The sequence below is a fragment of the Aeribacillus sp. FSL K6-2848 genome (genome assembly GCF_038004325.1).
Taxonomy (GTDB): Bacteria; Bacillota; Bacilli; order Bacillales; family Aeribacillaceae; genus Aeribacillus; species Aeribacillus composti.
In genome coordinates this window covers 3998918-4011010 of sequence record NZ_JBBOQQ010000001.1, presented here as the reverse complement: position 1 = coordinate 4011010, position 12093 = coordinate 3998918, and the positions used below count along the sequence as shown (strand labels likewise).

Sequence of the window (12093 nt, the reverse complement as noted above, 5' to 3'; positions counted from 1 at the left end):
GTGCTAATGTTTGGCGTTGGCAATCCAATAACCCGAACGTTTAAAATCAGTAAACCCTGCCTTAATTTTAATTAGATGAAACATAGGTCAATATAACAACCTCCTACAAATCATTTCAACGGGAGGCTAAATTCATTTTAGGGCAAATTGGGGGTATTACTAAAATGGGTAAAAAAACCCTAGAAGGAATCGATCAACTCAAGGGGGATTACCGTGATTCTAGTTGTCGACTGCGCCGGTTATATCGGCAGTCATTTGGTGAAAGAGTTAGTGGAAAAAGAGCAAGTAATTGTGCTTGATAACTTATCGACCGGTCATCGGTATTTAGTGGATGATCGCACGGTGTTTGTGCAAGGGGATTTAGGAAACAAAGCGGATCTTGAACCGATTTTTGAAAAATACCCGATTCAAGCTGTCATGCATTTTGCGGCGAACAGCTTAGTCGGCGAATCAGTGGTGAATCCGCTGAAATATTATCAAAACAACGTTGCTGCTACATTAACGTTGCTAGAAACAATGTTGAAATATAATGTGAAAAACTTTATTTTTTCGTCTACTGCGGCAACGTATGGGATTCCGAATGTCGAATTAATTACGGAAGATTGCCCAACAAATCCAATTAACCCATACGGCCGTTCAAAGTTGATGATCGAACAAATTTTAGCGGATTTTGCTTCTGCGTATGGGCTCAACTATGTCGTCCTTCGATATTTCAATGCGGCTGGGGCGCATGAGTCGGGAGAAATTGGTGAGGACCATAACCCAGAAACGCATTTAATTCCGATTGTCTTGCAGCATTTGTTAGGCCAGCGCGACAAAATTTTTGTCTTTGGTACGGACTATGATACACCAGACGGGACATGCATTCGTGACTATATCCATGTTACCGATTTAGCGAAGGCACATATTTTAGCGCTTGCAGCGTTGTTGACGGGTAAAAAGAAAACTGCTATTTACAATCTCGGCAACGGCTTAGGTTATTCCGTTAAAAAAGTGATAGAAACATGTGAAAAAGTCACGGGACGTAAAGCAGTCATTGAATACACTGACCGCCGTCCGGGCGACCCGGCGCGTCTTGTCGCATCCTCGCAAAAAATTTATGAAGAGTTGGGATGGAAAGCGGAATATTCGTTGGAAAAAATCATCGAAAGCGCGTGGAAATGGCATCAGTGGAAAGGGTCCAAATGGTCGAGCCGCTCTTGGTAGGGCGGTTTATTTATTTGTGGATATAATTAACGGAATATTCTGTATAAAATCGATTAGCCAGGTGATGCACGGTGCTGAGAAACTATGAAGTAGACCATATGTCGCAGGTATATTTTCATAAAATTTTTGTGGAAGAAAAAGGATTAAGGGGATCAATATCGAAATAAAAGTATTATTACTGTAGATGAGCAAATACACCGATAGCTTTTATTGATGTTGGGACAGGCTCTTTATTACCCGAAATTGTCCATCTGCAGTAATAACAAATTCATCTAAAAATAGGGGATGGTGAATTTGGATAAAACATTGAAAATTGTGATTCTTGCCGTTACAAAAACGTATGATCGTTATTGCATTGCAGGTATGACTGAATACGGGGAATGGGTAAGACCTCTACCACCTGATCACCGCTTTTGGCCAACCTATAGATATTGTGATAGTGCATTCATTAAGCCGGGAGACGTATGGGAAATTACTGATTATGTCAAATATAACGATCCTCAATCGCCGGGACACACGGAAGATATCAAAATATTAGATTACAATTCTGTAAATAAATGTAATGAACTAAGTAATGAGCAATTATGTACGTTTGTTGAGCGACATCTCGATGATGAGCAATCGCTATGTGATACGTTAGATGCTAACGGACGTTCTCTATGTTTGATTAATGCAGATAAAATACGAAAGGTGGTTGGAGAGAATCGAGTTTGTTTCACAATTAATGGAAATGAATATCGTAATAATACCTTTAAGGAAGGCTATCCCGTGACTGATTTAAAATGGCGTTCAGTTTTCCAACATCGTTCTGTTCGTTTTGATGAATTTAATCAATTATATCTCTGTGTTGGGCTCGCAAGGAAAGAACCTAATAAGGACATTTACCGTGAATATCCAATGGTTATTAGTATTATCACGAATCCATTTGTTCCTTATCCACAACAATATCCAGATTGAAAATGGATATTTGCATTTATCTAATGGTATACTTAATAAAAAGGGAAGGAGGGAAGGTGAATGAAAAAACCGAGGGGAAAGTTATATACCTCGAATGTAAGGGGGCTAAAATTTGCGCCGCCTCATGCGGAAATATGGCAAATCACGCGAGCCGGTCATGATATACCGGGCGCTATTGTTGTTCGTAGCTTATCACCTTCTCCTCAACTGTTTCAGCATTATCTAAGGGAATGGAAAGGAACGAACCCAAACGAATGGTGGCCTTTGTATGAAAATGCTTTTCTTTCTGAACTAAGGAAAGAGGAAAAGTTAAGGTCACTTCGAGATATTTATAAGAAATTGCTTCTAGGAAAGGATATTGTATTGCTTTGTTTCTGTGAGGATCATCGTTATTGCCATCGTCGTTTAGTGGGGGAGTTTTTCGAGCCGTATGGAGTTGTAGCTGTGGAATTAAACCCTATTAAGACAGAACAGCTAAGCTTGTTTTAGGAGAGCGGAAGAATGAAAGCAAAAATATGTACGATCGGTTTTTCGAAGAAATCGTTGAGAAAGTTTGTGGAGCTATTAAAACAAGAGAATGTTCATACGGTTATTGATACACGGCTGCATAACACGTCTCAACTTTCAGGATATGCGAAAAAAGATGATTTATCATTCATATTGGAAATTTTGGGCATTGACTACGTTCACGATTCGCTTCTTGCCCCAACCGAGGAGATTCTTAAAGCTTATAAAAATAAGGAAATCACTTGGGAAGATTATGAGAAAAAGTATATGGATTTGTTAAAGAGGAGAAAGGTAGAACAGTATCACAAGGACCTGATAGGAAAGAAAACGGTTTGTCTGTTATGTAGTGAACATACTCCGCATCATTGCCATCGCCGTTTATTGGCAGAGTATTTACAAAAATTTCATTCGGATGTAGAGATTGTACATTTAATGTAGAGAACGAATCGTTCATTTGAAATCCTTTCATAGTGTTGCTGGCGGGGAAAAAGACAACCGCCATTTATAACCTTGGCAATGGCCGAGGCTATTCGGTTAAAGAAGTGATTGAAACATGCGAAAAAGTCACTGGCCACCGTGCTGTCATTGAATCCATCGCCCGCCGCCCGGGCGCCCCGGCGCGCCTTGTCGCATCATCGCAAAAAATTTATGAAGAACTTGGCTGGAAAGCGGAATATTTGGAATATTTGTTGGAACCAATCAGCGGAAGCGCGTGGGAATGGCATAAATACAGAGCCTAATAAGTTTCGGCAGGAGACATTTTTCTGACACCGCATGTCGCTTTATGTTGGCCTTATTCGGCAGCTGCCGAAGCCCTCCCAATTCCGCTTTCAGTGTCTCCAACAGTTTTTTTCGCTCTTGTCTTGACGTTCCGCTTCTTTTGGACTGTACACAATACATAGCGCTGACACGTCTTGCTATCTCCAGTGGTGATCTCTTTGACATATAAATTTTCCCAAACTTGGTGGTACTGGCTACGACAGCTCATCGCTTCTTCCGTGATGTCCTTCCCGGACCGCATTTTTCCACACACGATATAATGCCCGTCCAGATTTTAAGTTTTGCTGACTACAAATTCCACTCATAAATCGCTTTTCAATTTACTTTGTTATCAGAATCCAATATAAAGAGATCACAGATGAATTGATCTAGGGAGCGATTGTGTTACGACGAACGAAAACATATGTGATGCTAGTATAGTTTCATGGACACCCTTTAGTGAAATATAATATTAACGAAGGGATGTGTCCTGATATGGGTAACACAAGCGAAAAACGTAAAAGTTATCATGCTGAATTTAAGGAAATGGTGGTTGAGCTTTATCAAACTGGAACACCAGTAAAACAGATCTGCAGCGAATATGGCCTGTCTGAAACGACAATCTACAAATGGATCAGAAAACAAAAACCGGTTAAGCTGGATGACGGGGGCTCTTTTACCCCGGAAGAATTTCTGAACCTGCAAAAAGAATTGCACCGGCTGAAAGAGGAAAACGAAATCTTAAAAAAAGCTATGGCCATATTCGCAAAGAAGTAGATCAAACCACTGTTATATCCATGATTGACGAGATAAGAGCCAAACACCATTATGACCTTAAAACCATGTGTACGGTCCTTGGCGTGCCGAGAAGTACCTACTATCAATCCAAACAAAAAACAGAGTCAAAAACAAAGCGGGAAAACCGGGAGCTGACAGACAGAATACGAAAAATCCATACGGAAAGCAAGCAGAGATACGGAGCACCGAAGATCCACCATATGCTTGAAAAAGAAGGGCTCAAAGTCAGCCTGAAACGGGTTCAGCGTTTGATGAAGGCTGCAGGCATTTATTCCATTATCAGAAAAAAGTACCGCCCCCATTCCAATAAGGGCAAGATGGAAGAACACGATAACCTGCTGAACCAGGACTTCTCAACGACAACCATCAACGAGAAATGGGTTACGGATATTACGTACATTCATACTTTGAGAGACGGTTGGTGCTACCTGGCTTCCGTAATGGATTTACATTCCAGAAAGATTGTCGGTTACGCTTTTGACCGCCACATTGGGTTCGGTGCCTGTCACCGCCCGAAATTTGTCGAAATATTGGTAATTGAAAGATAAAAGGGAGGGTATTACAATAATGGGTAAGAACTAATGTTCTGTGATTGGGAGGGATGGATGAGTGACGGTGAAGATTTTAAGCATTGGGTTAAGGGGGTTAGAAGGGTATCGAGTGCAGGTGGAGGTGCAGGAAGTGCCGGGGATTGCGGCGATGGTGATTGTTGGGTTGCCGGATGCATCGGTGAAAGAGGCAAAGGAACGTGTTCTTGCTTCGCTTTATGCTTTCGGATGCGACTTTTTTGATAAAAGGCTTGTTGTTCATTTGTCTCCGCCGGAGCGGAAAAAGCATAGCCCGATGTTTGATTTGGCGATGGCGATTGGGATTTTGAAGGCAATGGGCAAGCTGACAGCGCCGGCTTCCTCCGATGCAGCGTTTTTAGGTTCGTTATCGTTGGATGGAACGATTCAGCCGGTGGATGGCATGCTTCCAGCGATATTGGCAGCAAAGAAGCTCGGTTTTCAAAAAATATACCTTCCGTATGATCCCACACTTCCGCTTCATCATTTGAAAGATCTCGATTGTATCTTTGTTCAGACGTTGGAAGAAACGGTGCAATATCTGCATGGACAACGTGTTCTTTCGTTACCCCCAGTTTTTCGCTCTCCTGAAATTATGGACTCCCCTCGAAAGCATCATCGAGATTTTCAATCGATTATTGGCCATCATCAAGCAAAGCGTGCATTGGAGATCGCAGCGGCAGGCGGACATAACGTGTTAATGGTTGGACCGCCTGGGTGCGGGAAAAGTTTGTTAGCGGAAACGTTTCCGTCGATTTTGCCGGGTCTTTCTCATGATGCGCAGTTAGAGGTGATCAGTTTGTACCAGCTGGCAGGAGAAAAAATCGAGAGTGGCTATCCACCTTTTCGTCATCCGCATCATTCCGCTTCATCGGTTTCTTTAATTGGCGGGGGAACGCACCCAAAGCCTGGCGAAGTGTCGCTGGCACATCGCGGTGTTTTATTTCTCGATGAAATGGCGGAATTTGCAAAAAAGACGCTGGATATGCTTCGCCAGCCGTTAGAGACGGGGAAAGTGACGATTAGCCGTATTTCGTCGACGGTGACATATCCTGCGGACTTTATTTTGCTTGGGGCGATGAATCCGTGTCCGTGCGGATATTTAGGCTCAAGAACGCGCTATTGCACATGTAGTCCGAAACAAATTCAAGCGTATCGAAATCGTGTTTCCGGGCCGATTTATGACCGGATGGATGTTTTATTACCATTGGAAGTCATTGATTTCACCAAAGAAACGAGGGTTTCGGAATCTTCGGAAACCATAAGGAAAAGAGTAGAAGAAGCAAGAAGAAAGCAATATGAACGTTACGGAAAAGAAATAACGAATGGGCGTGTTCCTTTTGAGTTATTAATGGAAAAAAGCCCGCTTGCTAAAAGGCAGCAACACCTGTTGCACAATGGGCATCCCAGCATCAATGGAGCAATCGTGTGCAAACGAAAATCATTCGGCTGGCAAGGACTATTTCCGATTTAAAGGGAACCGAAGAGATAGCAGATGAATCGCTTTGGGAAGCGATGACGCTAAGATGGCTGAAAACATATACGAAGCAACAGGCAACAGCGAGGTAAAAAGAATGGGACGGCAAAAGCGGATCTGGGTGCCCCATCGGTTTTATCATATCGTTTGCCGCGGCAATCGGCGTGATCCCCTATTCAAGGAAACAAATGATTTTCTCGCTTTTCTTCATATCCTCCACCAGCTACATGAAAAAATCCCGTTTGAAATAGCCGCATATTGCCTTATGACGAATCACTTTCACCTGCAGCTGCGCTCAAAACAGGAGCCGATTTCGAAAGTCATGGCGCTCATGAACAAACGGTATGCAAATTATTATAATACTCGCTATCGTTTGACGGGACATGTATTTGAAAAGCGTTATTATGGTAAATTGATTGACAATGATAGCGGAATGTTGGAAGTGAGTCGATATATTCATCTCAACCCGGTAGAAGCTCATATGGTACATGCGCCGGAACTTTACCGATGGAGTAGTTTTTATTTGTATATGCATCCAAAATCGCTGCCTCCGAAATTTATGAATATGGATGCATTATTAGATTACCTTTCAGGCACAAAAACAGAGCGGAAGAAAAAATATGCTGAATTTGTGAGGGGGTGAGGCTGCCTGTCACTTGTCAGCCATCGAAAGCGCGTGGAAATGGCATCAGTGGAAAGGGTCCAAATGGTCGAGACGCCCTTGATGGGGCGGTTTGTTTTTATGGGCGCTGTTAACTGAATATTCGGTCTATTAATTGGTTAATAGGGCGTGCTGGCGGTCGGTTATGGAGCAGTCCATACGTCACAGGTATATTTTCGTAAAAAGTTTATGGAGGAAAAAGGATTAAGAAGAAACGTGTAGGAATAAAGGGATTGATGTCCATATCACGAATATGGGAAGATGAACTAAGAGTGATTGGCGTAACAAATGTGGGCAGTTCTGTTTAGGTGATACGCATGAGTGTTTATTGCTAAATAAAAATACAGAGTTCTGCAACAAAAAAATGCAGAACTTGATTGCATAAAAAAAGGCTTGCCAGCTTAGTGGCCCAAGGAAGCAACCTGCCCACCCCTAAAATTGGGCTAATTTAAATGTTTTCACAAAAAAACGCATCCAGCAACAAACAGCGTTACTGGATGCGATCAGTAGGAGTATTTTTAAAACGGATTATAAAACCGGCTTCCATCATGGAATGTGATGATTAAGGTGACAATGAACAGAATAGTAAATAGAGCGATTGCAAAGTAGTCACTTTTTTGAAAAGGTCTTGCACTATACCATGTGCGTTTTTTGTTTTTGCCAAAGCCGCGCAGTTCCATTGCGTTGCTGATGGTGTCAATTTTGTTTAGGCTTGATAAGATAAGCGGTGCAAGGATGGAGGCGGCATTTTTGATCCGTTTAGGAAGTTTTTCTTTGCGGGACATGTCAAGGCCTCTGGCTTGTTGGGCGCGTGCTATATTCCGAAAATCCCGCTGTACGTCCGGTATATATCTTAATGCCAAAGAAACAGCATACGAAATTCGATAACTCACACCGATGCGATTGAGGGAAGCGGCGAATTCGCTCGGATGAGTCGTCACAATAAAAAGCAAAGCCGCTGGGATCACTGTGAAATATTTTAACGTAATATTCAATTGGTAAAAAAGTTGTTCCAATGTGACGTTATACCTTCCTGATATTTCAAATAACACATGGCTGGAGCCGTAAATTTTTACTCCTTCTTGCGGTGAAAAGACATAAATGGCAACATTGTTTATGAAAAGAAATACTAAAATAAATACAAGAACAAACAATATCTCTTCAAGTTTAATTTTTGAAATAATAAAAATGAGAATACTAATTAAAAATAAAAATAGTAGAATACGAGTGTCGTATGTCAGCATAGCTGCTGTCGACCATAAGATAAAGCATATTAGCTTTGTTACACCTGTCAACTGATGAACAGGAGATTTTCGGTCAATATAAGATAGCATTTCGGCTGCCAACCTGCCTTACCTCCCGATCATATTCTATGAAACGTTCCACAAACTTCCTCGGTTCTGGTATTCCTGTTTTTAATGCCAGGTTATAAAGAGACGTTTCCTTTAAATTTGCCTGTTTGATGATGTCAATATCAGAAAGGACATTGACAGCAGAATCATCGGCAATTTTCCTGCCTTCTGCAAATACTATCGCTCTTTCTGTATACTCCAGCATTAAATGCATATCGTGAGTAATCATCATAATTGTGACGCCTTGCTGATTTAATTGAACAAGAAACTCCATAATATCTGTATAATGGCGAAAATCTTGTCCGGCAGTTGGCTCGTCCAAAATAATGATTTCTGGTTCTAACACTAAAATGGAAGCAATCGTAACCCGCTTTTTTTGACCGAAGCTTAATGCTGAAATCGGCCAATTCCGAAATGGGTACAGCCCGCAAATTTTTAATGTATTGTCGACGCGTTCTTTTATTTCAGCTTCCGCTACGCCGCGAACCTTTAAGCCTAAGGCTACTTCGTCAAAAATCATATGCTTTGAAATCATATGATTTGGATTTTGCATGACCATGCCGATTTTTAACGAGCGTTCTTTAATCGTTTCGTTTGTTATATCCTTGCCGTTAAACAATATGCTCCCTGAGGAAGGCTTTTCAAATCCACAAATTAATTTTGTAATTGTAGATTTCCCTGCTCCATTTTTTCCAACAATGCTCACCATTTCCCCTTTGTTAATTGAAAAAGAAACATCCTTTATCGTTTCGTGACCTGGTGAATAGCTAAACGAAATATTTTTCAGCTCTAAAATTGTTTTTCCTTCTTTACTTGGCGTTTTTGGATTTGAATCTTCAAACCATTCCAACAAGTTTTTTCGGCATAAATCCGCTTTAAACTGATTGAAATCAGCAGGATGCATATCTTCAGTTAGTTCGCAACCGGCATATTTGACCGCTTTAATATATAACGGCTCCCGTATATTCGTCTCTTCTAAAATGTTAGTTGTTAAAAGCTGGTCAGGGCTCATATCAGCTACTATTGAGCCGTCATTGACCACAATAATGCGATCGACATGGCGATATAAAACATCTTCTAAACGGTGTTCAATAATGACAACGGTTGTATTCGTTTCTTTTTGGATTTTGTCGATTAAAGCCATTGCATACTTTCCAGTAGCGGGGTCAAGGTTTGCGAGCGGTTCATCAAACAACAGGATATCCACTTTGTCAACCATTACACCAGCGAGGGAAACCCTCTGCTTTTGCCCGCCTGACAAATGATGGACAGAGGCAGGCAAATAATCATCCATTTCGACCATTTGGGAAGCATCTTTTACGATCTCGAACATTTCCTTTTGCGGAGTGCAATCATTCTCCAGTGCAAAAGCTATGTCTTCACCAACAGTTAATCCTATAAACTGGCCATCAGGATCTTGTAAAACAGTACCAACCATTTTTGATAAAGCAAAAATATTTAACTCCTTTGTTTCCTGACCCATTACTTTTAAACTTCCGGTCATTTCTCCTTTATAAGAGAAGGGGATTAGACCATTGATGCAGTGGCCAATGGTGCTCTTCCCAGATCCTGAAGGACCAACGATTAAAACTTTTTCCCCTTCGTAAATGTTGAAATGAATATTTTTTAATGTTGGATTTTTTTGGCTATGATACTTAAAGCTAAAATTATGAAATTCAATCACTCGTTTTCTCATTCGTAAAAGCTCCTGTAAGTAAATATGTTGTCAAAACTCACAATGTGCTTTTATTCTTTATCAAGACTTCCTTTTTGACTGCGTGTTTTTGCATAGAGTAAAAGAAGAAGTGTTCCAATGACGGCAACTGTTACCATATTGGAAATTCCAACAACTAATCCTTGCAGGAAGACTTTATTTGCTGGCTCAGCATAAACCAGTATATCAAGAGAAGGTGCGACAAGGAACCAGCCGATTGCTTGAACAATCACCTGAACAATATTAAATGTAATAATTTTTTTAGTGCCGAATTCACCAGATTCGATATCGATGCTTTTGGAAGCCAGACCAATTAAAAATCCGACAAGCAAGCTGACAACAACCCAACTCCACCAAATAGATCCATAAAATATTAAGTCTTTTAACGCATGACCGATAAGTCCGATTAAACCGCCTGCGACAGGCCCAAAAATAATTGACATAAGTGCTAAAAATGCATAAGTTGTTTCAATATTGGAATTTGGTATCCCTGTTGGAATGGACGCAAATCTTCCCAGAATAACAAAGACAGCTGCTCCAATTCCGATTGCTACGATTGTTTTGATCGATAAATTGTTTTCTTTCATGAACTTCCTCTCCTTTTTTCATTTTTATGATTATATTGAATTTCCATTATATACGAAATTCGGTACTTTGCAGATAGTGATTTTCCATTTGGCACCTGCTTCAATATGGTAGGCCTTCGCAAATGATCCTTGATTGATTGCCACACCGATTTTGTCGAGCGAATTGACGTAAAGCAAAGGCTCGCCCAAATGACTATCCGCAAATGATCTGCCAAACGTCATAATATTTTTATATACTTGTCTTGTTTCATTTTCAATCGTTACTTCAAAAGAATCTCCGTAATCTACGTCTAACTTCTGAAACAAGCTGCGATCAATATTGGTCCATAAGTTTCCAAAGCGGACATCAAGTATATCAATATTCCCTTTAATCGCACCATTTTGAATATAGGCTTCTAAAACTGGCAGTTCAATTAGCGAATCGATTGGAATTTCCGGCCCCACCTGTTCAAACGTAATCACTTCGGATGCAAGCCGTGCGCCAGTATAAGCGTAAACATCACGTCCATGGAAGGTATAAGAATGGCCGGAATTTGGCAGCCGGTTTACCTTTTCATCGATCAGCCTTGCTTCTTCGATCCCAATATACTTCTTTATGTGTGTGATCGTTCCATTGTCGGGTGTCACAATATATTGGTTTGATTTTGTCTTCACAACAATGCTTCTCCGTTCTGAACCGACACCCGGATCAACAACAGAAATAAATACCGTCTCCTTTGGCCAATACGATATCGTTTGGTACAGCCTATAAGACGCTTCCCAAATATTATATTGGGGAATATCGTGGGTCAAATCAAAAATCCTCAGGCTGGGATTAACATTCAAAGCGACTCCATACATTGCACTGACAGCTCCATCGCTTAATCCAAAATCAGTTTGAATAACTAAAAAACGATTCATAAATTTTCCCCCATACATTGTTGTTTTATAAAAAAAACCACGTCTTTATCTATATAGATAAGGACGTGGTTTTGCTCACGTGGTACCACCTTACTTCACTGTTTGCTCGCACAAAACAGCCTCTGCCAGTACTACGGGCTTAATCCCTTCATACTGTGGTATTTGTAACGAGTACCAAACTCGGCGGAACCTACTTGTACCTTCATACTTTATTGGGATAAAACACGAAAATAATACTTTCAGCACGCAACTCAGAGGCCATTGTTCGGGTTCGTATTTTTGCTTCTTCTCAGCTACCGAAGCTCTCTGTGAAAAATAACTGAACCTTACTTTTCCTCTTCATAGTTATTGTAAGAAAATTATTAACAATTTTTTAATTAATTATAATCACCGCCGCGAACATGTCAAGCGTTGGAATACGAAAAGTATGGAATGTGGCGGGGATTTGGTGCGGAGTGCTGGATATTAGGCTTGATGTGGAACTTTTTTAGGTCTGATGTGGAAAAGATTTAGGTCGAATGAAATATGTTTGTGCGTATGTGGAACAAACTTGGTTCGGATAGTGAACAACCTTTTGCACGGCTGTACTTCACCCGTAGTGGGCTTGAA

At 40.9% G+C, this 12093-nt stretch carries 9 protein-coding genes, 4 pseudogenes and 1 other annotated feature; of the genes and pseudogenes, 8 read left to right on the top strand and 5 right to left on the bottom strand.

Annotated features, from left to right (window positions below):
* The first annotated feature begins 213 nt into the window (after nt 1–213).
* From galE to NSS70_RS19180, 5 genes and pseudogenes are all read left to right on the top strand, one after another.
* Nucleotides 214–1206, top strand: coding sequence for a UDP-glucose 4-epimerase GalE (gene galE / locus NSS70_RS19200; RefSeq protein ID WP_340882314.1), 993 nt, complete (start codon nt 214–216; stop codon nt 1204–1206).
* Between the two features lie 294 nt (nt 1207–1500).
* Complete coding sequence (locus tag NSS70_RS19195; protein ID WP_339197930.1) at nt 1501–2163, top strand: dual OB domain-containing protein; 663 nt, start codon at nt 1501–1503, stop codon at nt 2161–2163.
* 60 nt (nt 2164–2223) lie between these two features.
* Nucleotides 2224–2652 (top strand): DUF488 family protein, N3 subclade, encoded by a 429-nt coding sequence (locus NSS70_RS19190; protein ID WP_339197927.1) that lies wholly within the window; start codon nt 2224–2226, stop codon nt 2650–2652.
* A gap of 12 nt (nt 2653–2664) precedes the next feature.
* Complete coding sequence (locus NSS70_RS19185) at nt 2665–3108, top strand: DUF488 domain-containing protein (RefSeq protein WP_339197924.1); 444 nt, start codon at nt 2665–2667, stop codon at nt 3106–3108.
* 35 nt (nt 3109–3143) lie between these two features.
* Nucleotides 3144–3410, top strand: a pseudogene (locus tag NSS70_RS19180) (UDP-glucose 4-epimerase GalE); the annotation flags it as partial.
* A gap of 40 nt (nt 3411–3450) precedes the next feature.
* Here NSS70_RS19180 and NSS70_RS20960 read toward each other — a convergent pair.
* Nucleotides 3451–3715 (bottom strand): annotated as a pseudogene (locus tag NSS70_RS20960) (IS1634 family transposase); the annotation flags it as partial.
* Nucleotides 3716–3924: 209 nt separating this feature from the next.
* Between NSS70_RS20960 and NSS70_RS19175 the strand changes: the two are divergent.
* The 3 genes and pseudogenes from NSS70_RS19175 to NSS70_RS19165 all read left to right on the top strand — a co-directional run.
* Nucleotides 3925–4718, top strand: a pseudogene (locus NSS70_RS19175) (IS3 family transposase); the annotation flags it as partial.
* A 118-nt stretch (nt 4719–4836) separates the two neighbouring features.
* A pseudogene (locus NSS70_RS19170) lies at nt 4837–6362 on the top strand (YifB family Mg chelatase-like AAA ATPase).
* A gap of 5 nt (nt 6363–6367) precedes the next feature.
* The gene (locus tag NSS70_RS19165) at nt 6368–6913 is read left to right on the top strand and encodes a transposase (protein WP_094244295.1); all 546 of its coding nucleotides are present in this window, start codon (nt 6368–6370) and stop codon (nt 6911–6913) included.
* A gap of 536 nt (nt 6914–7449) precedes the next feature.
* Here the strand turns inward: NSS70_RS19165 and NSS70_RS19160 are convergent.
* From NSS70_RS19160 to NSS70_RS19145, 4 genes are read right to left on the bottom strand one after another with little or no spacing between them, the layout of a single operon-like run.
* The gene (locus tag NSS70_RS19160; protein ID WP_327856127.1) at nt 7450–8277 is read right to left on the bottom strand and encodes an energy-coupling factor transporter transmembrane component T family protein; all 828 of its coding nucleotides are present in this window, start codon (nt 8275–8277) and stop codon (nt 7450–7452) included.
* Nucleotides 8249–9979, bottom strand: coding sequence for an ABC transporter ATP-binding protein (locus tag NSS70_RS19155; protein WP_340882310.1), 1731 nt, complete (start codon nt 9977–9979; stop codon nt 8249–8251). Before NSS70_RS19155 ends, NSS70_RS19160 begins: the two co-directional genes overlap by 29 nt.
* 50 nt (nt 9980–10029) lie before the next feature.
* Nucleotides 10030–10584: an ECF-type riboflavin transporter substrate-binding protein gene (locus tag NSS70_RS19150; RefSeq protein WP_327856125.1), complete on the bottom strand. Its 555-nt coding sequence runs from the start codon at nt 10582–10584 to the stop codon at nt 10030–10032.
* Between the two features lie 30 nt (nt 10585–10614).
* A complete protein-coding gene (locus NSS70_RS19145; RefSeq protein WP_339210584.1) occupies nt 10615–11484 on the bottom strand; it encodes an SAM hydrolase/SAM-dependent halogenase family protein in 870 nt (289 codons plus the stop codon).
* 56 nt (nt 11485–11540) lie between these two features.
* Nucleotides 11541–11836 (bottom strand) — a binding site (T-box leader).
* Between the last annotated feature and the right edge of the window lie 257 nt (nt 11837–12093).